The 23,408-nt window shown below is 64.1% G+C and carries 21 protein-coding genes and 1 tRNA gene; 12 read left to right on the top strand and 10 right to left on the bottom strand.

Features of this window, described 5'->3' with window-relative positions; genetic code table 11:
- Positions 1-3: 3 nt before the first annotated feature.
- Both ACNAOH_RS06045 and ccmA read right to left on the bottom strand, forming a co-directional pair.
- Positions 4-645, bottom strand: a complete 642-nt coding sequence (locus ACNAOH_RS06045) for a heme exporter protein CcmB (protein WP_443971854.1) — start codon at positions 643-645, stop codon at positions 4-6.
- Positions 642-1,268, bottom strand: a complete 627-nt coding sequence (ccmA, locus tag ACNAOH_RS06040) for a heme ABC exporter ATP-binding protein CcmA (protein WP_443972061.1) — start codon at positions 1,266-1,268, stop codon at positions 642-644. The genes ACNAOH_RS06045 and ccmA overlap by 4 nt, the downstream gene beginning before the upstream one ends.
- A 75-nt stretch (positions 1,269-1,343) precedes the next feature.
- Between ccmA and ACNAOH_RS06035 the strand changes: the two genes are divergently transcribed.
- Positions 1,344-1,652: a 4a-hydroxytetrahydrobiopterin dehydratase gene (locus ACNAOH_RS06035; protein ID WP_443971853.1), complete on the top strand. Its 309-nt coding sequence runs from the start codon at positions 1,344-1,346 to the stop codon at positions 1,650-1,652.
- Here the strand turns inward: ACNAOH_RS06035 and ACNAOH_RS06030 are convergent.
- Both ACNAOH_RS06030 and ACNAOH_RS06025 read right to left on the bottom strand, forming a co-directional pair.
- The gene (locus ACNAOH_RS06030) at positions 1,631-1,879 is read right to left on the bottom strand and encodes a DUF2188 domain-containing protein (protein ID WP_443971852.1); all 249 of its coding nucleotides are present in this window, start codon (positions 1,877-1,879) and stop codon (positions 1,631-1,633) included. The two genes, ACNAOH_RS06035 and ACNAOH_RS06030, sit on opposite strands and share 22 nt — an antisense overlap.
- A gap of 3 nt (positions 1,880-1,882) precedes the next feature.
- A complete protein-coding gene (locus ACNAOH_RS06025; protein ID WP_443971851.1) occupies positions 1,883-2,497 on the bottom strand; it encodes a DNA-3-methyladenine glycosylase family protein in 615 nt (204 codons plus the stop codon).
- Positions 2,498-2,591: 94 nt separating this feature from the next.
- Between ACNAOH_RS06025 and ACNAOH_RS06020 the strand changes: the two genes are divergently transcribed.
- Complete coding sequence (locus tag ACNAOH_RS06020) at positions 2,592-2,906, top strand: 2Fe-2S iron-sulfur cluster-binding protein (protein WP_443971850.1); 315 nt, start codon at positions 2,592-2,594, stop codon at positions 2,904-2,906.
- 67 nt (positions 2,907-2,973) lie between these two features.
- On the opposite strand, the gene ACNAOH_RS06015 is transcribed toward ACNAOH_RS06020, so the two are convergent.
- The gene (locus ACNAOH_RS06015) at positions 2,974-3,726 is read right to left on the bottom strand and encodes a TrmH family RNA methyltransferase (protein WP_443971849.1); all 753 of its coding nucleotides are present in this window, start codon (positions 3,724-3,726) and stop codon (positions 2,974-2,976) included.
- Between the two features lie 106 nt (positions 3,727-3,832).
- Between ACNAOH_RS06015 and ACNAOH_RS06010 the strand changes: the two genes are divergently transcribed.
- Together ACNAOH_RS06010 and ACNAOH_RS06005 are read left to right on the top strand one after the other, a co-directional pair.
- Positions 3,833-3,918 (top strand) — tRNA-Tyr (locus tag ACNAOH_RS06010).
- Positions 3,919-4,082: 164 nt separating this feature from the next.
- Entirely contained in the window at positions 4,083-4,292 is a 210-nt protein-coding gene (locus tag ACNAOH_RS06005) for a hypothetical protein (RefSeq protein ID WP_443971848.1), read from the top strand.
- A 61-nt stretch (positions 4,293-4,353) separates the two neighbouring features.
- Here the strand turns inward: ACNAOH_RS06005 and ACNAOH_RS06000 are convergent, their stop codons facing one another.
- From ACNAOH_RS06000 to ACNAOH_RS05985, 4 genes are all read right to left on the bottom strand, one after another.
- On the bottom strand, positions 4,354-7,461 hold the full coding sequence (locus tag ACNAOH_RS06000) for an arabinofuranosidase catalytic domain-containing protein (RefSeq protein WP_443971847.1): 3,108 nt from the start codon (positions 7,459-7,461) through the stop codon (positions 4,354-4,356).
- Between the two features lie 118 nt (positions 7,462-7,579).
- Entirely contained in the window at positions 7,580-8,794 is a 1,215-nt protein-coding gene (locus tag ACNAOH_RS05995; protein WP_443971846.1) for a PQQ-dependent sugar dehydrogenase, read from the bottom strand.
- 100 nt (positions 8,795-8,894) lie between these two features.
- Positions 8,895-10,028 (bottom strand): PQQ-dependent sugar dehydrogenase, encoded by a 1,134-nt coding sequence (locus tag ACNAOH_RS05990; RefSeq protein WP_443971845.1) that lies wholly within the window; start codon positions 10,026-10,028, stop codon positions 8,895-8,897.
- A 185-nt stretch (positions 10,029-10,213) separates the two neighbouring features.
- A complete protein-coding gene (locus ACNAOH_RS05985; protein WP_443971844.1) occupies positions 10,214-10,909 on the bottom strand; it encodes a PEPxxWA-CTERM sorting domain-containing protein in 696 nt (231 codons plus the stop codon).
- A 475-nt stretch (positions 10,910-11,384) separates the two neighbouring features.
- Between ACNAOH_RS05985 and rimP the strand changes: the two genes are divergently transcribed.
- The 7 genes from rimP to ACNAOH_RS05950 all read left to right on the top strand — a co-directional run bounded on the left by rimP (position 11,385) and on the right by ACNAOH_RS05950 (position 18,363).
- The gene (gene rimP / locus ACNAOH_RS05980; RefSeq protein WP_443971843.1) at positions 11,385-11,933 is read left to right on the top strand and encodes a ribosome maturation protein RimP; all 549 of its coding nucleotides are present in this window, start codon (positions 11,385-11,387) and stop codon (positions 11,931-11,933) included.
- 10 nt (positions 11,934-11,943) lie between these two features.
- Positions 11,944-13,560 carry a transcription termination factor NusA gene (gene nusA / locus ACNAOH_RS05975; protein ID WP_443971842.1) on the top strand — a complete coding sequence of 539 codons (1,617 nt, stop codon included), beginning with the start codon at positions 11,944-11,946 and terminating at the stop codon, positions 13,558-13,560.
- Positions 13,561-13,626: 66 nt separating this feature from the next.
- Positions 13,627-14,301, top strand: coding sequence for a DUF448 domain-containing protein (locus ACNAOH_RS05970; RefSeq protein WP_443971841.1), 675 nt, complete (start codon positions 13,627-13,629; stop codon positions 14,299-14,301).
- Positions 14,302-14,369: 68 nt separating this feature from the next.
- Positions 14,370-16,931, top strand: a complete 2,562-nt coding sequence (gene infB, locus ACNAOH_RS05965) for a translation initiation factor IF-2 (RefSeq protein WP_443971840.1) — start codon at positions 14,370-14,372, stop codon at positions 16,929-16,931.
- A gap of 62 nt (positions 16,932-16,993) precedes the next feature.
- On the top strand, positions 16,994-17,425 hold the full coding sequence (gene rbfA / locus ACNAOH_RS05960; RefSeq protein ID WP_443971839.1) for a 30S ribosome-binding factor RbfA: 432 nt from the start codon (positions 16,994-16,996) through the stop codon (positions 17,423-17,425).
- The gene (locus tag ACNAOH_RS05955; protein WP_443971838.1) at positions 17,422-17,724 is read left to right on the top strand and encodes a helix-turn-helix domain-containing protein; all 303 of its coding nucleotides are present in this window, start codon (positions 17,422-17,424) and stop codon (positions 17,722-17,724) included. Before rbfA ends, ACNAOH_RS05955 begins: the two co-directional genes overlap by 4 nt.
- 57 nt (positions 17,725-17,781) lie before the next feature.
- A complete protein-coding gene (locus ACNAOH_RS05950) occupies positions 17,782-18,363 on the top strand; it encodes a thymidine kinase (protein WP_443971837.1) in 582 nt (193 codons plus the stop codon).
- Here the strand turns inward: ACNAOH_RS05950 and ACNAOH_RS05945 are convergent, their stop codons facing one another.
- Positions 18,364-20,016, bottom strand: coding sequence for an alpha-amylase family glycosyl hydrolase (locus tag ACNAOH_RS05945; protein WP_443971836.1), 1,653 nt, complete (start codon positions 20,014-20,016; stop codon positions 18,364-18,366).
- A gap of 371 nt (positions 20,017-20,387) precedes the next feature.
- Between ACNAOH_RS05945 and ACNAOH_RS05940 the strand changes: the two genes are divergently transcribed.
- Entirely contained in the window at positions 20,388-23,354 is a 2,967-nt protein-coding gene (locus tag ACNAOH_RS05940) for a TonB-dependent receptor plug domain-containing protein (RefSeq protein ID WP_443972060.1), read from the top strand.
- Positions 23,355-23,408: the final 54 nt, after the last annotated feature.

Here is a 23,408-nt window from a genome sequence, read left to right as displayed (position 1 = left end):
CCTTTATTCCCGGCCCGCGCGCAGGGCTGCTCCGCCCGCGAGCGGTGCGACCACGCTCAGCACGAGCGAGCAGGCTGCGACGAGCTTGAGCGCGCCGGGACCGGCATCGCTCAGCGCGCCCGCGCCGAAGATCAGGATGGGAATGGCAAGCGGCAGCACCAGCAGCCCGGCCAGAGCCCCGGCGCCACGCAGCCCGGCCGTGAGCGCAGCGGCGAGGAGCGCCAGCGCCGCAAGGCCCGGCGTGCCGACCGCAAGGCCCACTTCCAGCGCAATGATGACCGGCGTCGAGAGCTTCAGCAGCGCTGCGGCGGGAAGCGCGGCAAGCATGAGCGGCGGGCCGAAGGCGAGCCAGTGCGCTACGAGTCGCGCCGAGAGGATGGTGCCTTCGCCAATACCGCGCACGGCAAGCTGATCGATCACCCCGCTTTCGAGATCGGGCTCGATCAGCCGCTCGATCGGCAGGAGCGCAGCCAGCAGCGCCGCGACCCAGACGAGGCCCCCCCCCGTGCGCCCGAGCACCATTGCATCCGGGCCGACCGCGAAGGGAAACAGCGCGGCGACCAGCAGCAGAAAGGCAAGCGGCAACCAGAGGCTCCCGCCACGAAGGGCACGGGAGAGATCGCGCTTAATCAGCAGGGCGATCATGCGTCATCCTCCCATGATGCATCCTTCTCGTGCGGCGCGCTGAGCGCGAGCATGACGTCGTGCGCCCATGGGAGATCGAGATGAGACGTGGCCACGACGACTCCGCCCGCTTGCCGGTGGCGCGCGACCGCCAGAGCAAGTCGCTCGCGAGAGGCCGCGTCGAGGCCGTTGACCGGCTCGTCGAGCAGCCAGATCGGAGCGCCGCTCGCGATGGCCCGAGCGAGCCCGGCGCGCTTGCGCTGGCCGGTCGAGAGCATGCGCACGGGAATATCCGCAAGATGATCGAGATCGAGATCGGCAAGGGCTGTGGCAAGCCGCGCGCCATCCACCGCATCGAGCGCCGCCCAGAAAGCCAGCGCCTCGCCCAGCGTCCGCTCCCGATCGAGCGCGACTTGTTCATCAGCCAGTGCCATGGCCCCGCCGCGATGGAGCGTTCCGGCAAAGGCGGGGAGTAGTCCCGCAATGAGGCGCAGGAGACTGGACTTGCCGACACCGTTCGGCCCGGTGACGAGCGCCGCTTCGCCCGGCGCCAGCAGCAGGTCGACGCCGCGAAAAAGGATCCTTCCGCCCCGACGGCACGCAACGCCGCGCAGCGCGAGCACTGCGCCGCCGTCCTCCTCCAATGTCCCTTGACCCCGCTCGTTCACGCGCGCGACAGTGGCGCAAGCTGGCGGGAATGCCAAGCTGGGAGACGATCAATGCCTGTGGCGCGCCTGACTGATGCCGAACTTGCCGATGCCCTGCGGCCCTTGCCGGGCTGGCGACTCGATGCGGACGGCCAGGGCATTGCGCGTTCCTTCGCGTTCGCCGACTTTGTGGGGGCGTTCGGCTTCATGAGCCGGGTGGCATTGCTGGCCGAGCGGGCGGACCATCATCCCGAATGGTCCAACGTCTATAATCGCGTCGAAATCCGACTGACGACTCATGATGCCGGGGGCATTTCCCGCCGCGACATCGCGCTTGCCGCGCAGATCGATGCACTGCTTCAGGCGCCCGAAACGTCCTGAGTGTCTTCGCTGTCCCACAATGTGCGGAACGTGCTGCGGTCGGTCGCGAGAATCACCTGAGCGCGATGACCGCTCCGGGAGGCCTCCCGCGCCGTCGTGGCAGCGGCAGTGACGGCCGCCTCGCGGTCATCATAAGGGCCGTAATAGAGGTTGTTGAGATTGATACGCCAGGCACCGTCATGATGAATGACGATATAGCGGGCAATCGGGGATGCGGCTGAAGCCATGATTTAGAAAACCTTGGTGTTGTAGTGGTGCCAGGCGAGGATCGCCACGGCGCTGCGGTGGGGGCGCCAGCCTTCGGCCAGCGCACGGGTTTCTTTTTCGGACGGGCGAGCCGGGAGGCCGAGGATCTGGCCGATGGCGATCTGCACGGCGAGGTCGCCCGCAGGCCAGATGTCGGGTCGTCCTTCGGCGAACAACAGGTAGATTTCCGCCGACCAGCGGCCAATGCCCTTGATCGAGACGAGTGCGGCGATGGCCTCCTCATCGTCCTGCGGGAGCGTGTGAAGATCCAGCGCGCCGGTCGTCACCAGTTCCGCGAGGCTGCGGGCATAGCCCTGCTTCTGCCGGGAGAGGCCGCAGGCGCGCAGCGTGTCATAATCCTTCGAGAGCAGCGCCTCCGGCGTGCAGCCGGGGCCGAGCGCTGCCTCCAGCTTGGACCACATGCTCGCGGCTGCCGCGACGCTCACCTGCTGCCCGACGATGGTGCGCAGCAAAGTCTCATAGCCTGGCGCCCGCCCGCGTGGCTCGGGATAGCCGATCCGGGCAACGACCGCGGCCACTGCGGGATGGCTGGTCGAAACATGATCGAGCGCTTCCTTAAGAGCTGATTCGTGCAGCATGGCGGGCGATCCTGGTGTTCAATGGGGCGTCTGCCGGTTGATTCTGACGGTTAGCCCGGCCATAGGGCGCCGCAAACAGGCGGAAGGCTTAAAGATGCAATTGACAGTAGTGACACGTGAAGGCGAACGCAAAGAGATCGAGAGCCAAGCGGGCCATAGCGTGATGGAAGCCATTCGCGACGCGGGCATCGACGAGCTGCTGGCGCTGTGCGGCGGTTGCTGCTCCTGCGCGACCTGCCATGTGTATGTGGAGCCTGCGGACATGGGCAAGCTCTCCACGATGAGCGCGGACGAGAATGATCTGCTCGACAGCTCGAACCATCGCACCGAGTTTAGCCGTCTCTCCTGCCAGATCCCGCTCACGGACGATCTGGAAGGCCTCACCGTCACGATCGCACCCGAGGACTGAGAGCGTCTTCCCTCAAGGCCGGGCGACGTGGACCATGGTCACGTCTGCCCGGTTCGATCGGGATGTCTCAGCGCGTCATGCACGCATAGAGAGCAATCGCTGCCGCATTCGACACGTTGAGGCTTTCCATGCGGGGGCTGATCGGCAGACGCGCGATCATGTCGCAATGGTTGATGCTGTTGTAGCGCAAGCCCTCGCCCTCCGCGCCGAGTACCAGCGCGACCTTGCCAGCGCCGGAAAGCGCCTCGCCAAGCGTGCTGTCTGCTTCACCGTCCAGCCCGATCCGCCAGTAGCCGGCCTCGGCGATCTCATCGAGCGCGCGCGCCAGATTGACCACGCGAACCCAGGGCACGATCTCCAGCGCGCCGGAGGCCGCGCGGGCGAGAACGCCGGATTCGGGCGGCGCGTGACGATCCTGTGTGACGATGCCCAGTGCATCGAACGCGGCTGCGGATCGCAGGATTGCGCCGACATTGTGCGGATCGGTCACCTGATCGAGAACGAGAATCGGCCGGTTGCCCTTCTCATCATCGTCACCCTGTTCGAGCAGATCGCCCAGCCACAGGTCCGGCAGCGTCTCCACCTCGGCGACAATGCCCTGATGCGGCGCATCGCTCGGCACCATGCGGCCCAGGTCAGCGACATCGGCGTAGACGATGGGCAGCACCGGCGGCAAATCGAGCGCGTTCAGCGCATCCCGCGTGCCCCAGATCTTCCGGATCGTCCGATCGGGATTGGCGAGTGCCGCTGTAACGGCGTGCCGTCCATAAAGGCGGGGATAGCCGCCTTTGGGCGTGCCTGTGCGATGTCCTCTTTTCATGCGCACCGCATATCCATGGCGGGCATTGACAGGCAAGGCCCCATTCGCCATTGAGCCGCCTCCGCATCCGTTTTCTGGGTTACGACCCGGTCGGATCAGGCGCCTTGGAAGGGTGGCCGAGTGGTTAAAGGCAGCAGACTGTAAATCTGCCCGCGTGAGCGTACGCTGGTTCGAATCCAGCCCCTTCCACCATCCTCGCAGCAGCGCTGCCGCGCGAGGCCGCCAGCAGCGCCATCCCGAAATCTAATTTCCATCTGGAACGATCGCCTTCGCGCTCCGTTTGGCGACTGATCGGGCGGCGCGGTCTTTATGGATCGCATCGGAGAGCGGCCCGACCGGAAAAGAAAGGGCTACCCATGGCAGATCAGAAACCTACCGTCATCAAGACGGGCAGCAGCAATGTCGGCCTCATCTTCCTCGCGCTGGCCGTCATCGTGGCGGCCGTCGTGGCCTTCATGATGTTTCAGAGCGAACGCAAAGAGAATGACGCCGTTTCCGGCGCTGCCTCTGCGGTGAGTCAGGCGGCGCAGGATGTCGGCGACGCCGCGAAGTCGGAAACCAAGTAACGAGAGCCAGCGGGCGGCGTCGGCCTGTGAAAGACCGACGCCGCCAGCGGTAAATCCAGCCTTATCTCGAATAGCGGTTCGGCGCTCCGGGTGTCGGCAGCTCCGAAATGACGGGGGCGCCATCGGGATGAGCACGAGTGAGGGGCGCCGTCAGCGTAATGCCGCTGCCCGCTACTCGTGTGCCGACTGCATGAGCGCGCGCCAGCGGCGCGGAGACGGTGATCCTTGCGCCATTGCGTCCGCCCTGCGCGGCACTCACCACGGCATCCTCCACATCGGCGCCTTCCCCGATGCTGATTGCCTGCCCCTTCGCAAAGCCAAGGGCGCTGTCGACCTGAATGACCGTCCCGCCCTGCTCATTGCCGACGCGAACGCTTGTCGCGCCCGCTGTGCCGACACTGGCGACGGTCGCGGATTCCTGTGCGCCCGCAACGCCGATGCTAATGGTTTGGCCGGGCACGAAGCCCGCGACGCTCGCCACGCGAATCGCAGTGGTGCCGGCCGTTGCGCCTTGCGGAGCGGTGGTTGCGGGCTGCACGACGAAATCCTGGCACAGGCTGTCGGTATCCGCACCGTCAGGGAAGCGGCCGACGCTGCGATTGGGCGCGCCGGGCGCCGATGCCGCGAGAGCCGTGGCCGGTGCGCTTGGCCCGGAGCCCGCGCCGGGGATCACCGCGATGCAGCCGCCCTGACTTTGCACGCCTTCCAGCGTGGCGATATCCGGGCGGGTGACGGCGCCGCTGGCGCTGGAGTTGCTCTGCTGCGAGCCATAGACGATCGCGTCCACCAGCACCTTGCCAGTGGGATCGGTGAGGCTGATCGCGCCGCCACGGATGGACAGGTCTCCGCCGAACCAGAGCTGCGGGGCCGGACCCTGATAGCCAGCGGTCTTCGCCTGTGTATTGACGATGGGCGCGCCATAGCCATGAGCCTTGCTCAGCGGCCGGTCCAACGTGAGGCCGCTGCCCAGTGCCTGCACGGCTTCGCCGCTCTTATGCGCGAACCGGGTCGCCGGGGACACGCTTATGCCGGTTCCCGGCCCGGCGACGTCCACACCGAATATATTGTCGAACTTGAGCGGTGCAGTGAGCGTCACGCCGGTTCCGTTGGCGCCGGGCGTGCCGACCGCCGCAACCTTCACGATCTCGCCGCGCTGGCCCGTGCCGACAGTGAGCGTATCACCGACCGAGATGGTCGCGACGTCCGCGACCTTGATGACACTGTCTCCTACCTTCGAGGGCACTTCCAGCGTGGTCTGCGTCCCCGCCTTGCCGACCGCCGTCACCGTCAGGATTTCGTGGTTTCCGCCCGCATCAATGCCGATCTTCTGCCCGACCGCGAATCCGGCGGCATTGGCCACTGGGATATTGGTCGATCCGGCGGGAACAGTCAGCCAGGGTCCGGTCGAGACCGGGATGAAGACGGTGGTCGGCACAGTGGCGCCGGTGCCCACCTGCGCGACCTTGCGGCTCTCGCCGCCGATCATGATCTGCTGGCCGACCGCAAAGCCCGTCACGTCGCGGACGTTGACGGTCTTTGCACCTGCGGCGGAGGGCGCGACCAGCCCGGACGGCGCGAGGCCGAGCAGGTAGAAGCCCTTCGGGGCCAGCTTCGTGCCCGCCGGGATCGTCGCCAGCGGCACGGGTGCGAAGAAGGTGCGGGTGTTGACCAGCTGCCATCCGGACATATCCACGGGCTGGGACGAGGCGTTATAAAGCTCGATAAACTGGTCGCTGGCGTTGCCGCCGGTGGCGAAGCGGACTTCGTTGATCTTGACCGGCAGGGCGCTGCGAACCCGCTGAAGGCTGGTGTCCGAGCGTGCGTCGCTGCCTGTGCTCCAGTTCGCCTTCACAGTCAGGAAACCTGCGCTGGCGGCTGCGGGCGAGGTGACCTTGAATGTGGCCGTCACGCTGGCGCCGGGCGCGACCTGCGCGAACTCGGCCGGGGTGGATGCGCGCGCCGTCCAGCCGGCGGGAGTCGCGACCGTTAGCCGAACGCCTGATGCCGTCGTCCCGGAGGTGTTGGTGAAGCTGGCCGTCACGTCCGCGCTGCCGCCGGGCTGGAAGCTCGTCAGCCGGGTCTGGGTGAGCGCGGGCACATCATATTTCGCGGCAACGATATTGGCCTGCACGGCATCGGTGGTCGCGACGCTCGGATGGCCTGCCGTCATGACGCCTTCGTAGAAGGTGCCGGCCGAGCCGTTCCCGTTGTCGCCGCCATTCCCCATCTGGATGGCGCCCTTCTTGTGCATCGGGAAGTAGGCGTCATTCTCCCGTGAGCCGGGGCGCACGCCCTCATAGAAGGTCTTGAGGTCGCCCGCTTGAGCATTGCCGCCGCGCAGGCTCCAGAAGTTGCGGCCGCCGCCGCCGAACACGCCGGTCACGAAGCGCCAGTCGATCGTCGGGCTGCCTTCGTTCACGCCGGCATTATATCCGGAAAACAGGCCCGCTTCCATGTCGGACATGATCCACGGACCCTTGCCCGAACCGCTGCCCCAGCCCGTGGAGGTGCCGAAATAGACGCTTTCCATCGTGCCGGTGCCGACCGCGAGACCGTTGGTCGAGGCATTGCCGTAGTTGAAGCAGCAGCCATTGCTGTAGTGCGTGCCGTCGACCACGGAGTGAATGCCCGCCGGCTCATCGTTGATCGGCAGGTCGCGCGCGTTGTTATTGCGGAAGCCCATGCCGGGCATGATGTAGACGCCATAAGCTTTGCGGCCGCCGGCAATGCTGATCGGCGCCATGTCCGCTATAGGCTGCGCATCGAACGCGCCCTTGTCCGGACCGGGATAGAGCGGGCCGGGCGGCGCCTGGAGCAGATCATTGCCCTTGCCGGACTGATCGTAAATCTTGGTGATGACGCAGAGCGTCTCCACGCAGAACGCATCCTGCGCGGCAGCGTCCGCATAACGCCGTCCATCCGCTGCGAGGACGGTGCCGATGTTCAGCAGCTTTTTGTCCGAGCTGCGCATCACTTGATAAAGCGGCCCGGCATAAGAGGAGAGAAGGGCGCGTGTGGTGCTGTGGGCAGTGACGCAGGGCGTGCCCGCTGCGGCGTAAAGATCGCAGGGGCCTTCTCCGCTGGCAGGTCCGGCGGCGGGAGCAGCCAGCGCAACTCCGGGATACCACGGCGCCATCACCGTGGCTGCGAGCAACAAACCGACCTTCATTCGCGAATTCCTCTCCCTGGCATCGAATGTGGTGCCTAGCTGCGACGTCTGGGGGTCGCAAGCCCCCGACGCCTGCCAGCCTCGTGGCTGGCAAGCGTTAGGCCATGATTATAAAAGCTTATTTGGGTGCCAGCCGGTAGAGCCCGCCGTCCTTGGCGTCCTCGAGCATCCACAGCGCGCCATCAGGCGCCTGCTCGACATCGCGGACGCGGAAGCCCATGTCCCAGCGCTCGGCTGGCTTGGCGCTCGCGCCCTCCACGATGATCCGGTTGAGCGTCTTGCTCGCCATGCCGCCAGTGAAGGCCGAGCCTTTCCACTGCGGGAAGAGAGCGCCGCTATAGAAGATAAGGTTGCCCGGTGCGATGATCGGGGTCCAGTAGATCACCGGCTTGGTGAGGTCCGGGCGCGTGTCGGGGCTGGGGATCGGCGTGCCGTCATAGTTGGTCGCATAGGAGACAAGCGGCCAGCCATAGTTCTTGCCCGGCTCGATAAGGTTCAGTTCGTCGCCGCCGCGTGGGCCATGCTCGATCTCCCACAGCCGTCCGTCCGGCGCGAAAGCGAGGCCGTAGGGCGTGCGGTGGCCGCTGCTCCAGGTCTCTGAAGGGGTGAGGTTGGGGCCAGTGAAGCGGTACGTCCGCACGACGGGGGCGTTGGCTGCGGCACCGGTGTTGCGCGGCGGATCGATGACATCGACGGTGTTCGCGCCGGTCTTGCCGGCCATGGGGTTCCCCGGAGCAGGCTTGCCGTCCAGCGTGAGGCGCAGGATCTTGCCGGCAGGCTGGTTGGGGTCCTGTGCGGGGGTAAAGCGCTGGCGCTCACCGGCAGTGAGATAGAGATATTTCTTGTCCGGCGAGAAGGCGATAGTCGCGCCGACCTGTCCGCCCTTGCCCTTGATCGGATCACGCCAGATGACCTTCAGTCCCTCAATGGAGGCGCTGCTCCCCGCGAGCTTGAGCGTGGCGCGAGCGAGGGCAAGGCTGGAGGTGGTCGGGTCTTCGCCCGGCTCGGAATAAGTGAGATAGATGCCCTGATCCTGCGCATAGCTCGGCGCCAGATAAATGCCGAGCAGGCCATTCTGTCCGCCGAATTGAACGGCGGGCTCGCCCGTCACTTCCGTCTTCCCGCCTTGCTGCGTGGCCAGGAAGAGCTTGCCGCCTTTTTCCGTCACCAGCATCCGTCCATCGGGCAGGAAGGCCATGCGCCAGGGCAGATCGAAGGTCGCGACCTTGGTCACGGTGAACGGCTGGTCGGCCGTGGGCGCCAGCGAACCGGCGTTTGTCTGGGCGACGGCGGGCGCGGCTGCAAGCAGCAGGATGGGCACGATCGATTTCACGCTTGGATCCCTTTTCAGTCGGTTGGTTCATGTTTCGATGCGTTGCCGGTCGGCGGGCAGGCAGGTTTGCCACGACCTTAACGCACGATCAGCGCTGCCGCTATGCCGGAGGAGTCAGCTTGAGGAGGCGGCCGCCTTCGCCATCTTCGATGATGTAGATCGCGCCATCCGGCCCGGCCCGAACGCCGCGGATTCTGGCGCCCATATCCCAGTGGTCAGCCTTCGAGGCGTTCTCGCCGTCGAGCGCGATACGATCGAGCGACTGACCTGAGAGGCCCGTGATGAAGAGCGAGTTGCGCCAGGCGGGGAAGAGCGCGCCGTCATAATAAGCAAGGCCGCCCGGCGAGATGGCCGGCACCCAGAAGAGCTTCGGAGGCTCGTAGCCATCGCCGGGCCGATGATCGGGAATCGCTCGCCCGTCATAATGGTCGCCGTTCGAAGCCTTGGGCCAGCCATAATTGAGGCCGGGCTTGATGAGGTTGATCTCATCGCCATGTCGCGGCCCCATTTCCATTTCCCACAGGCGTCCGTCCCTGTCGAACGTGATGCCGAGCAGATTGCGGTGGCCATAGGACCAGACGGCGGGATGAAAGCCCTTCGCCGCGAGCGGATTGCCGCTGGCAGGCGAGCCATCCAGATTGAGTCGCAGCACCTTGCCGAGCGTAGACGCCGGATCTTGCGCGGGGTCGAAAAGCTGGCGGTCGCCATTGGTGAAAAACAGGTGAGTTCCGTCCGGCGAAAAGGCGATTCGGCCGGAATAATGCCCTCCCGTGTCGGCATCCTGACTGGCGCGGAAAATTACCTTGCTGTCTTTGAGGGCCAGTCCGGCCTGATCGAGCGTTGCGCGCGCCAGCGCGACTCGGCTGGCATCGCCCGTGGCAGGCTCCGAGCAGCTGAAGTAGAGTGCCCTGCTCGTCGCGAAATCCGGTGCGGGCGCGATGTCCATCAGGGCGCCCTGTCCGTCACTCAGGACGGGCGGCGTTCCGGTGATCGTCGCCTTCGCGTTCTTCGCGGGATCGAAGAGGATAAGCGAGCCCGCCTTCTCCGTTACCAGTATTTTGCCATCCGGCAGGAACGCGAAGGCCCAGGGCGACGAGAAGCTGGCGAGCGCAGTCTGGCTGAATGGCTGCGCTCCGCCCGCATCATCTGCGGCGCTCTCGCGACTGGTGGGGCTTCGGCCAGAGCAGGCTGCGAGGCTGAGCAGGACGGAAAAGCTGACGCAGCGGCGAAGCATGGCATCTCTCCGGAAAGCGAACGATCCGGTTCGTTCGTCCCGCGACTATAAGCGCAGGTCCGCACGCCGCAATGCAAACCATGTTTCGCGCATATGTCGGGGTCTATGGTCTACCTGCCGAGCGCGCGCACAAAAAAGGGGGCGCGAACGCCCCCTTTCTCGAAATCAGTTATCTGACGTGTGGATCAGGCGAAGCTGACCGACACCGCCTTGCGGCGACGCATGGCGACACCTGCGATCGCGAAGCCGCCGATCATCATGCCCCAGGTGGCGGGCTCAGGCACAGCCGCCGTGGCGGTGATGCTGCGCAGCTTGAAGCTGTCATTCGAGTCGTTGCGCGCATTTGACGCACCGATGATGAACAGGTTGCCAGCTGCTGCGCCAGAGAGTGCACGGTTCTGCACTACAGGGGTGCTCGAACCGGCCGAATAATTCAGCGAGCCGAAGACCGACAGGCTGGTGAGGTTCAGCGTGCCGGAGAACGGCGTGGAGGTCGTGGCGACGCCCCAGTTGAAGTCCGTGTCGCCGAAGCTGTAGAGAGCGAGTTCGCTGACCGTCATGATCTTGTCGAACTGAAGGACGATATAGTCGGTCCAGCCGCTGTTATCGATCGCGTGGTCGTTGTCGTTGCCGTTGTTGGTGACGCCCAGGCCATAGCCACTGTACTGGCCAGCAAAAGCCTTGGTGAGGCTGCTGTCCAGGCTGTAGGCGCTGACTTCGACCTTCGTGCCGTCGCTTCCGGTGAAGGTGCGGACGTTGCCGTAGGTGTTCGAGGTGTTCGTGTTCGAACCCAGGAAGTTGAAGACTTCGGCAGAAGCCGGAACCGCCGCTGCGGCAATGCTCACCGCTGCGAGAAGGGCTGCCTTACGAAAAGCTTTCATGTTTATATCTCCCACATTTTTCCGCGTTGGCTTCCGGAGACTAGTCCCCTTATCCCCGAAAGCAGGTCGTGCCCGAGGTGATCGTTAACAATCCGTTCATCTGGAACCAACGTGGCGCCTCTCTAAGTCAGTCCCCATTTTGCTGTCAAAAATATAAACCATCTTTATTTGCCCCAAAACTGGACATTTCAGTAAAAAATATGGGTATTTCGTTACTTAGACAGTTAACGCGAAATCGCTCCTCGTGATTATTATGATTAACAGCGCTGCCGGCCGTGGCAGGCGGTGGCGCGGCGGCGAAACGGAGACCGGCTCAGGCCAAAATGGGCGATCCTGCGTTACGCAGTCTCCTCGCTTGCCTTCGTGGGGGACTTCTCCTATATCCCGCGTGCTTTCCTGACATCGTGAGACTGTTAGGACCGGTTCCGGAAGGAGCCGGCCATCGAAGCTGCATGGATTTTTGACCGGAGACCCGATGACGGACATGGTTGCCATCACCGCGATGATCGAACCCGAAGCCAAGGCGCTGGGTTTCGATCTCGTTCGTGTGGTCCTGTTCGGATCGGACGATGAGCGCACGCTCCAGATCATGGCCGAGCGGCCCGAGACCCGGCAGCTCAATATCGACGATTGCGCGGCGCTCTCCCGCCGTATCTCTGAGCGCCTCGATGCGCTGGAGGAGGCGGGGCGTGACCCAATCGAAGGCGCGTATCGGCTGGAAGTGAGCTCGCCCGGCATCGACCGGCCGCTCACCCGGCTGAAGGATTATGCCGACTGGGCCGGGCACGAGGCGAAGGTTCAGTTCACTGAACTGGTCGAAGGCCGTAAGCAGGTAAAGGCGATTCTGGCGGGGGTCGAAGGCGAGTCAGTGCTCCTCGACGATCCGAAGTCCGGCCGCATCGCCGCACCCTTTGACATGATCGCCAGCGCCAAGCTCGTGCTGACGGACGCACTCATTTCTGCTACAATGCCGCTCTCCAGCGAGGGCGCGGACGAGATTCTCACGGACAACTCGCAAGGATAGAAAGACGACCATGGCCAACGCCATTTCTGCCAACAAGGCCGAGCTGCTCGCCATTGCCAATTCCGTGGCAAGCGAGAAGATGATCGACAAGGCGATCGTCATCGAGGCGATGGAAGACGCTATCCAGCGGTCTGCCCGTGCTCGTTACGGCGCCGAGAACGACATCCGTGCGAAGCTCGATCCGGAAACTGGCGATCTGCGCCTGTGGCGCGTCGTCGAGGTGGTCGAGGCGGTCGACGATTATTTCAAGCAGGTTGACCTCAAGCAGGCGCAGAAGCTGAAGAAGGATGCCGTCGTCGGCGACTTTATCGTCGATCCGCTGCCTGCGATCGATCTTGGCCGCATCGACGCGCAGAGCGCCAAGCAGGTGATCTTCCAGAAGGTGCGTGACGCCGAGCGCGAGCGTCAGCATGAGGAATTCAAGGACCGCGTCGGCGAAATCATCACTGGCGTGGTGAAGTCGGTCGAGTTCGGTCATGTCGTCGTGAACCTCGGCCGCGCCGAAGGCGTCATCCGCCGCGATCAGCAGATCCCGCGCGAGATGGTTCGCGCCGGCGACCGCGTGCGTGCGCTCATCCTGCGCGTCGTGCGCGAGAATCGCGGGCCGCAGATCTTCCTGTCCCGCGCGCACCCCGATTTCATGAAGAAGCTCTTCGCGCAGGAAGTGCCGGAGATCTACGACGGCATCATCGAGATCAAGGCGGCCGCGCGTGATCCGGGCAGCCGTGCCAAGATCGGCGTCATCAGCCGCGACAGCTCGATCGACCCGGTCGGTGCGTGCGTCGGCATGAAGGGCAGTCGCGTGCAGGCCGTCGTGCAGGAAATGCAGGGCGAGAAGATCGACATCATTCCGTGGAGCGAAGACACCGCGACCTTCGTGGTGAACGCGCTTCAGCCCGCGACTGTCAGCCGCGTCGTCATCGACGAAGAGGAAGGCCGTATCGAAGTCGTAGTGCCGGACGATCAGCTCAGCCTGGCCATTGGCCGTCGCGGCCAGAACGTGCGCCTCGCCAGCCAGCTGACTGCCAAGGCCATCGACATCATGACCGAGGCCGATGCGAGCGAGAAGCGTCAGCGCGAGTTCATCGAGCGCTCGACCATGTTCGAGAAGGAACTGGACGTCGACGAGACGCTCTCGCAGCTTCTGGTGGCTGAAGGCTTCACCGAGCTGGAAGAAGTAGCCTATGTCGCGCCCGACGAGCTGGCGAGCATCGAAGGCTTCGACGACGATCTCGCTGCAGAGCTGCAGAGCCGCGCGACCGAGGCGCTGGAGCGCCGCGAAGCTGCTGCCCGTGAAGAGCGTCGCGCGCTGGGCGTCGAGGACGCGCTGGCCGATATGCCGCACCTCACCGAAGCAATGCTGGTGACGCTGGGCAAGGCGGGCATCAAGACGCTCGACGACCTGGCCGACCTCGCGACCGACGAGCTTGTGGCCAAGAAGCGGGTCGACCCCCGCCGCCGCGATCGCCGCGAAAACACCGAGGACAAGGGCGGCGTTCTGGCAGCCTATGGCCTTTCCGAGGAAGCCGGCAACGAGATCATCATGGCCGCGCGCGCGCACTGGTTCGAGGACGAGGACGCTGCGGTTCAGGGGGAGGACGCCGATGTTGCGGAAAACCCCCAATGATAGGCTGACGCTTACTGATATTGCCAGCAGGTCCGGCTCTCGCCTCCAGCGGGGGGAGAGCCGCGCATGAGCGAACGACGCTGCATCCTTTCGGGTGAGCGGGCCGATCCCGCACGGCTGATCCGCCTCGCCATTTCGCCGGACGGTGACGTATTGCCCGATGTGCGGGCCAAGGCGCCCGGACGCGGCGCATGGCTGGGCGTTTCGCGTGCCGAGCTTGAGGTCGCAATGGCCAAAGGCAAGCTGCGCGGTGCGCTGGCGCGTGCCTTCAAGGGCGAGCCATTGCAGGTGCCGGCCGATCTGCCCGAGCGGATCGACACGGCGCTGCGCCAGTCGCTGCTGGACAGGCTGGGGCTGGAAGCAAAGGCCTCCGCGCTGATTACCGGATTCGAAAAAATCGACGTCGCTGCGCGGCGTGGGCGGGTTCGCCTGCTGCTCCATGTGGCCGACTCCGGCACGGACGGGCGGCGCAAGCTCGACCAGGCCTGGCGGGTGGGCGAGGACGAAGAAGGCACGCAAAAGGCCGGGACCGTCTTGCCGGTGGACCGCGCGGCATTATCTATGGCATTAGGCCGTGACAACGCCGTGCATATCGCCGTGACCGATTCCGGCGCGGCGCGGCGCATTGATGATCTCCTCGGCCGCTGGCAAAGCTATCTTGGATGCGCTAACGCGGCGCCGGACGGCAGCTCCGGCGATATGGACAATGGTGAAGTGGGGCCGCACGCGGCATCCGCATGATGCCGGGTATGAGTGGCAATATGGCCGTTCCGCCGGACAAGACGATGATGAAGGGTTAAGTTGCGTCGATGAGTGACAAGGACGACAAGCCGATTCTGGGCCGCAAGCCCCTGGGTCTCAAGCGCACGGTCGAGGCTGGCCAGGTGCAGCAGAGCTTCAGCCACGGCCGCAAGAACACGGTAGTGGTCGAAGTGAAGCGCCGGCGTGTGCTAGGACGGCCGGGCGATGTCGCCGTGGCGGACGCGCCCGAGCAGGCACAGGCGCCGACACCGGCTCCCGCGCCAGCGCCCGCGCCGGTCGCTGCGGCGCCCGCCCCCCGGCCTGCTCCGCCACCGCCTTCGCGTCCGTCGGGCAATCAGTCTCTGCTGAGCCGTCAGGAGCTTCAGGCCAAGCTGCTGCGCGAAGCCGAGGAAGCGCGGATGACCGCGCTCGAAGACGCGCGCCGCCGCGAAGAGGCGAACAAGCTCGCCGCAAACGAGGAAGAGAAGCGTCGCGCCGAGGAAAATCGTCGTGCCGAGGAAGAGGCGCGCGCCAATCCGCCTGCGGCCGAGCCCGTGGCCGAAGAGGCGCCTGCCGCTGCCGAGTCGGCGCCCGAGCGTGCCGAACCGGCCGCTGCGGAAGCAGACAAGGAAGAAGCCGCAGAGCGTCCCGCGCCCCGTCGCTTCACGCCCGTCGCGCCGGTCAAGCGCCCCGAACCGGCCAAGCCAGACCGCAACAAACGCGGTGGCGACGATCGCCGGCAGGCCGGCAAGCTCTCGGTCAATCGCGTACCGTCCGATGATGACAGCGCCCGTGCCCGCAGTCTTGCGGCGCTGCGCCGCGCCCGCGAAAAGGAATATCGCCGCACGCACAGCGGCGGTCCGGTCAATCGCGAGAAACAGTCCCGCGACGTGGTGGTGCCTGAGGCAATCACCATTCAGGAACTCGCCAATCGTATGGCCGAGAAGGGCGCCGACCTTGTGAAGGCGCTGTTCAAGATGGGCACGCCGGTCACGATGAACGACGTGATCGACCAGGATACGGCCGAACTGCTCGTCGAGGAATTCGGCCACCGCATCCAGCGCGTGTCGGAGTCGGACGTCGAAATCGACACGGCCGGCGATGTGGACGCCAATGAGACGCTCAAGGCGCGGCCACCGGTCGTCACCATCATGGGCCATGTCGATCACGGCAAGACCAGCCTGCTCGACGCTCTGCGCGGCACGGATGTGGTTGCTGGCGAGTCGGGCGGTATCACCCAGCATATTGGCGCCTACCAGGTGAAGACCAAGGGCGGTGAGATCATCACCTTCCTTGATACGCCTGGTCACGAGGCCTTCACGGAGATGCGTGCTCGCGGTGCCGACGTCACGGATATCGTGATCCTCGTCGTCGCAGCGGATGACGGGCTGATGCCGCAGACGATCGAAGCGATCAACCACACCAAGGCGGCCAAGGTCCCCATGATCGTAGCGATCAACAAGGTCGACAAGCCGGAGGCTAACCCGCAGCGCATCCGCGAGCGCCTGCTCGAGCACGAGATCGTGGTCGAGCAGATGGGCGGCGAGACGCAGGATGTGGAGGTTTCGGCAGCCAAGAAGACCGGCCTCGACGATCTCATCGAGAAGATCCTGTTGCAGGCCGAACTCCTCGACCTGAAGGCCAATCCGGACCGTGCCGCAGAAGGTACGGTGATCGAGGCGAAGCTCGACAAGGGCCGTGGTCCTGTCGCGACGATCCTCGTTGGCCGTGGCACGCTCAAGGTCGGCGACATTTTCGTCGTCGGCGAGCAGAGCGGCAAGGTTCGCGCGATGGTCAACGACAAGGGCCAGCAGGTGAAGACCGCCGGTCCGTCATCACCGGTCGAGGTGCTGGGCCTTGGTGGCGTGCCGCAGGCGGGCGACCAGCTCTCCGTCGTCGAGAACGAGGCGCGTGCCCGCGAGGTCGCCGCCTATCGATCGGAGCTTGCTACTCGCAAGCGTACGACGGCAGCACCGACCAGCTTCGAGCATATGTTCTCGGCGCTCAATACCACCCAGATCGAGTATCCGGTGGTGGTGAAGGGCGATGTGCAAGGCTCGGTCGAAGCGATCGTCAGCTCACTGAACCGCCTCTCGACCGACGAGATCAAGGTTCGAGTGCTGCACTCGGGCGTCGGCGCGATCACCGAGAGCGACGTGACACTGGCGGCAGCCTCCCGCGCGCCGCTCATCGGCTTCAACGTCCGCCCCAATGCCAAGGCGCGCCAGCTCGCCGAACGCGACAAGGTGTTCCTGCGCTATTACGACGTGATCTATGACCTGATCGAAGAGGTCCGCAACGAAATGGCCGGCCAGCTCGGTCCGGAGCGGATCGAGACGATCGTTGGCCGGGCCGAGGTTCGCGAGATCTTCTCCGCGGGCAAGAAGGACAAGGCGGCGGGTCTGCTCGTGGTCGACGGCGTTATCCGCAAGGGTATCAACGCGCGCCTTACTCGCGACGACGTCATCGTCTCCAAGACGGTCATCGCCTCGCTGCGGCGCTTCAAGGACGACGTGGCCGAAGTGCGCGCCGGCCTGGAGTGCGGCGCGGTGCTGCAGGACACCAACGACATCAAGCCGGGCGATACTCTCGAACTCTTCGAGGTCGAGGAACGCGCCCGCACGCTGTGACGACAGTCGATCAGCTCTTACCGGGTCGGTGCTTCCAGCCGATCCGGCGAGGTGCGTGAGCCATGGTCAAACCGGGCTCCGGCAACACAGGCGAGCCATCCGTCCGCGTGCTGCGCGTGGGCGAGCAGATGCGGCATATTCTCGCGGAAATCATCCAGCGCGGAGACGTGCATGACGATGTGCTTGCCAGCCACGTCGTGAGCGTGACGGAAGTGCGCATGTCACCGGACCTGCGGCACGCCACCGTCTTCATCAAGGCGCTGATGGGGCGGGACGAGGAGGCGGTGCTGAAGGCGCTGCGCACCAACACGGCCTATCTCCAGCGCGAAGTGGCGCGCCGGGTAAAGCTGAAGTTCGCCGCGAAGCTCAAGTTCATCGCTGATGACAGCTTCGAGGAAGGCGGACATATCGATGCGATATTGCGCTCTCCCACCGTCGCTCGCGATCTGATGCAGGATGCGCGGCCCGATGACGCTTCGGACGACGATGCATGAAGATCACGCGGACTCAGGCCCACGCGGCCCGGATCCTCGTGCAATGGCCGCTGGATCACGTCGCGCGCGCTGCCGGGCTGGATGAAGACGCGCTGGGCGGCTTCGAGAACGGCACGCACGCGCTGGCGGCGGATCAGGTCGAGCGACTGCGCCATGCTCTGGAATCCGGCGGCGCGGTATTTCAGCCGGAAGATGGAGACGGCGGCGTAGGCGTGCGTCTGCGCTTTACCGCGCGCGACGTGAAGCAGCTCGACCGGCTTGAGGACGAAGGCGGTCTCGTCGGCAGCGACGACGTCTAAGCGCCGAAGAGACGCGCGCAAGCTTTCAATCGCCACCCGCTCCGCTATCAGAGCGCTATGGCCAAGCTCTATTTCTACTATGCCTCGATGAACGCGGGTAAGAGCACCACCCTGCTTCAGGCGGACTTCAATTATCGCGAGCGGGGCATGGCGACGATGCTGTGGACGGCAGCGGTGGACGACCGCGCCGGCGCAGGGCGGATTGCTTCGCGGATTGGCCTGGCGGCAAACGCACATGAATTTTCGCCTGAGACGGACCTGTTCGCAGCAATTGCCGCGCGGATTGACGAAGGGCCACTCGCCTGCGTGATGGTGGATGAAGCGCAGTTCCTCTCGCGACCGCAGGTTCTTGATCTTGCGCGCGTCTGCGACGATCTGGGTGTGCCCGTATTATGCTACGGCCTGCGCACCGATTTTCGTGGCCAGCTCTTCGCGGGCTCGGCCGGTCTGCTCGCTCTGGCCGACATTCTCGTGGAACTGAAGGCCGTATGCGAATGCGGCGCGAAGGCCATAATGAACCTGCGCATCGACGACCATGGTCAGCCGGTGGGTGAGGGAGAGCAGACCGCGATTGGCGGCAATGAGCGCTATATCGCGCTCTGCCGGCGGCACTTCATGGCGCGGATGCGCGAGAGCTGATTAGCCCCGACCGGGCGAGGGAAGGGCGACGATAACGCCAGAATAGGGCGGGAGCAGACGCATGTCGGCTCCACCTGTGGCGGACAGGATCGCGCCGTCAGTCTGGAGCCTCGTCGGTACGCGCTTGCCCGTATCACCCAGATTGAAAAGGCAGAGCAGTGCCTCGTTCCCTTGCTTCCGGCGAAAGGCGAGCAGGCTTTTGTCCACATGGAGGATCTCGACCGATCCCAATCGCAGGGCAGGATGGTTCCGGCGAAGGTTCAGGCAGGCCTGGGTCCAGCGAAGAAGGGACGTGCTATCCGCCTCCTGAACATCGACTGCGAGTGCCGCATGATCGGGACCGAGCGGCAGCCAGGTTTCGGCGGCCGAGGAGAAACCGCAATGGGCGGCGTTGGCGCTCCATGGCATCGGCGTGCGGGCGCCGTCGCGCGAGAGCGTGAGCGGCCAGTTGACGATCGCCTCCGGATCCTGCAGCTTCTCGAACGGAATATCGACCTGTGTAAGTCCCAGCTCCTCTCCCTGATAGAGGAAGATGTTGCCGCGCAGGCTGGCGAGCAGCAGCATTTTCATCCGGGCGAAGGCGGCGCGATGCTCTGGCGCGACCCATCGTGACACCGCGCGCGGGGCATCGTGGTTCTCGAAGGCCCAGCTGGGCCACCCCATGCCCGGCGAGTCCGGCCAGCCCGTGAGGGCGTCTGCGATCAGGCGCGGCGTGAGCTTCGGCGCGTAAAGAAAGTCGAAGCCGTAAGCCGTGTTGAGACGGGTATCGCCCTGGGTGAAGAGCCGCATTTCGCGCGGCCCGTCGTCGCCGCCGACCTCCGCCACCGTGAAGGTGCCGGGATAGTCGTTCGTGAGTGTGCGGATCTGTTCGATGAACGGAAGAATGGCCGGATCCGACTGGCTGTAACGCCGGATCTGATAATCGAAGGGGCGCGTGCGCGGGCCTTTGCCTGCCGGCCGGGCTGGGTTGTTACGCAGCTGCGCGTCGAACATCATATGATTGAGCGCATCGAGCCGGAAGCCATCTACGCCCCGGTCCAGCCAGAAGCGCGCTACCCCGAGCAGTGCTTCTTGCACGGCCGGGTTGTGTCCATTGATCTGCGGCTGTTCCTTGAGGAACGTGTGCATATAATATTGCCGGCGCCGGCCGTCCCACGTCCAGGCTGGACCGCCAAAGACCGACTGCCAGTTGTTGGGCGGCGTGCCATCCGGCTTCGGATCCTGCCAGACATACCAGTCGCCGTGCGGCCCCTCAGGATCGTCTCGGCTGGACAGGAACCAGGGGTGCTGGTCCGAGGTGTGGGCATAGACCTGATCGACGATGACCTTGAGGCCAAGATGATGCGCGCGGGCGATCAGCGCGTCGAAGTCTGCCAGCGTGCCGAAGATCGGGTCGACATCGCGATAGTCGGCAATGTCGTAGCCGAAATCCATCATCGGTGAGGTGTAGAACGGCGAGAGCCAGATGCCGTCGATGCCGAGTTTCGCGATATGGTCCAGCCGGGCAGTGATGCCGGGCAAATCGCCGATGCCGTCGCCGTTCGAATCGGCGAAACTGCGTGGATAGATTTGATAGATGGCAGCTCCGCGCCAGGATGACGCTTCTGGGCGGTTTGGTCGGGGGTGGGGAGCGTCGCGGATGGGAGCAGTCATGAGAAGAGAACTAGCGACGGCGCCTATCAAATAGAAGGCTTTGGAACATCTTTTCGCACTCTGCGTTTAGCATGTTCGAAAGAAACAGTTTGAAACGGAATAGACGCAATAAGATTTTATTGCGTCCTTGAATCTGTTGTAAATCCAACACAATTATTTGTTGCAGGATTGCTACAGTCTGTGACTAAACGCGTTAAGTGGCGGTATCCGTGCGTTTACATGTCTCCAGGAGAGAGGCAGAAATTCCGCATCGCACCATTGCGTGCACCATGCCTTCGAGGTTCGGGGCCTTGAAGGCTGACACAAAAGGGGACTAAGCCTTGTCCAAGAAAACCGTTCGCGCGCTGCTTTTTGCAAGCGCCACACCCATCATGACTTTCCTCGCGATCGCACCCGCCATGGCGCAGGGACAGGCCGCTGAGGATACGGATGCGTCAGGTGAGACAATCGTCGTCACTGGTTCGCTCCTCCGCCGCACGGATGCTGCGACCCCTTCACCTGTCAGCGTCGTGACGACGGAAAATCTGGAAAGCCGTGGCATTGCCACCATCCAGGAAGGTCTGCAGCGCCTCACCGCGAATAATGGTCCTGCGCTGACCAATAGCTTCTCCGCGAACGGCGCATTTGCTGGCGGTGCTTCGGCGGTGTCGCTGCGCGGTCTCTCGACCAACTCCACTCTGGTCCTGTTCGACGGTATGCGCGCGGCTTACTATCCGCTTTCGGATGACGGCACCCGCAACTTCGTCGACCTCAATACCATTCCCGATGACATCGTCGAGCGTATCGAAGTTCTGCGCGACGGCGCCTCGTCCAGCTACGGTGCGGATGCGATCGCGGGCGTGGTCAACGTCATCACCAAGAAGAATTTCAAGGGCGTTTCCGGCCGCGCCGAAACCGGCATTTCCAGCCGTGGCGATGGCCAGCAGTATCGCCTCTCGCTGACTGCCGGCACCGGTGATCTCGAGGAAAACGGCTATAATGCGTATATCAGCGGCTTCTACTACAACAGCAAGCAGCTGAAGAACAACGCGCGCCGCTATCCCTACAACAGCGACGATTATCGTCGTGTTTGCAACGACGGCAATTGCGGTCCGAACAACGTGGTCGATGGTCTGGATGCGGACGGCGCCTATCCCGGCTTCAGCCCTGTCGTCACTAACACGGGCAGCAACTTCTTCGTCCGTCCCGCGGATGCGGCGACCGGCGCGCAGAGCGGGAGTTATCAGCTTCTGAATCCGGCGGCCGGCTGTAATGGTCGCACCACGCCCTATACGCTGACGCCCGGTGAACTGGCTGACAACGCTGGAACCGGTGTGCCGACGACGGTCTGTCAGGAAGATCTGACCAAGAACTACGGTGTCATCAATCCGGACATTCAGCGCTACGGCGGGTCCGCTCGCTTCACTGCCCGTATCGGCGATTCGAGCGAGGCATACGCCCAGTTCAACTTCCTGCAGACCGATGTCAGCTATGACGGCCTGCCCAGCACGATCCGGGCCAACGCTCCGGCGCCCTTCTACTTCCCGCGCTACAGCACCTCGGGCAATGTCGCTTATTACGGCAACAACACCATCCTGCAGTTGCCGGTCTATGTTTGCCCGCGTGGCACCATCGCTGCCTGCACGGCAGGCAACGGCACGCTGAACCCGAACAATCCGTTCGCGGCATCGGGTCAGAAGGCCGCGATTATCGGTCGCATCCCCAATTCCTTCGAGCATGACGAGTCCCGCACCCGTGCCTATCGTGGCGCGATCGGCATCAAGGGTCCGATCAACGAGAAGTGGAGCTATCAGGTCGATGCGACTGCGATGCACATGGACCTGCGTCGCAAGTCGGACGGCTATGTCTATATTCAGCATCTGCTGGATGTGATCGCTGACGGCAGCTACAACTTCGTCAATCCCGGCGCCAACAGCCAGGCGACACTGGACTATCTGATGCCGACGGACATCGCGACGTCGACCTCGGACATGGTGCAGGCGCAGGCGAATGTCGCCGGCGATCTCTTCGATCTTCCTGGCGGTCCGCTTCAGGTCGCCTTCGGTGCGTCGTTCCGTTACGAAGCGATCGACTCGCCTTCGTTCAACTCAGATATCAATGGTGGCACGGAGCGCTATTATCGGCTGAACGGCTTCGCCGTGAAGGGTAGTCGTCGGGTTTATTCGGCCTACGCCGAGATCAATGCGCCGATCATCGAGCAGGTCGAAGTCAACGCATCAGGCCGCTATGACCGCTACTCGGGTGGCCTCGATAACTTCTCTCCGAAGGTCGGCGTGAAAGTGACGCCGATCCGGGAGGTCGTGCTGCGTGGTACCTACTCGAAGGGCTTCCGCGTCCCCAGCTTTGGCGAGGCAAACGCGACCTTCCCGACCACCGGTTTCGTTGGAAATAACGCTACGTTGTTCAATGACACCTATCTGGCGCAGTACACCGGACCAGGAGGTCTCTGCTCTGTCGCGACTTTTAGCCAATGCCCGCAATATATCCGCAGCGGCACCTACGGTGCGACCTCGTTGGCTAACCCCGATCTGAAGGCCGAAAAGTCACGCAGCTTCACGGCAGGCGTGCTGATCGAGCCGATCCGCAACCTGTCGTTCTCGGTCGATTATTATAACATCAAGAAGACCGGCGCGATCACCACGGCGGACAACACCCCGGCGCTGCAGGCCTATTATGCCGGCCAGCCGATCCCGACCGGCTTCAACGTGATCGAAGATGTGCCGATTGCGCCGGGCGATCCGCGCCAGCCGCGTGTTGCCTTCGTGCAGTCGGGCTTCATCAACGCCGATACCGTCAAGTCGGAAGGTCTGGACTTCAGTGCCAACCTGAACCTGCCGCTCAGCGATGGCATTCGCTGGACCAGCTCGCTTGATGCCAGCTACATCCTCCGTCTGGAAACGACCTTCCCGGACGGCACGACGCAGCGCTATGACGGCACGCTGGGCAACTTCAACCTGACGGCCGGCTCGGGCACGCCGAAGTGGCGCGGCACCTGGACCAATACGGTCGATTTCGGCAGCCTCGCGCTTTCCGGTACGGCCAACTTCTTCGGCGGGTATGACCTGTCGGCGATGGATCAGGGTGACGACTACAAGGATTGCGGCCAGATGACTGACCACTATCTGCCCTGTCGTGTGAAGGACTACATCACCTTCGACCTCAATGCGCAGGTGAAGGCGACCGAGAAGCTGACCTTCTACGTCAACATGCTGAACGTGTTCGACAAGCTGCCGCCGCTCGACACGGTCACCTACGGCGCCCACGCCTACAACCCTGTTCAGGGCGGCGAGGGCATCCTGGGTCGTTACTTCCGCATCGGCGCGAAGATCAGCTACTGATCCGCTTCGGCTGAGTGCAGCAAAAGAGAAGGGGCGGTTCCGCAAGGAGCCGCC

It is taken from the genome of Sphingobium sp. CR28, assembly GCF_052327305.1.
Lineage (GTDB): Bacteria > Pseudomonadota > Alphaproteobacteria > Sphingomonadales > Sphingomonadaceae > Sphingobium.
Note: the sequence above shows the minus strand (reverse complement) of the source record. Positions and strands in the feature narration are given on the sequence as shown.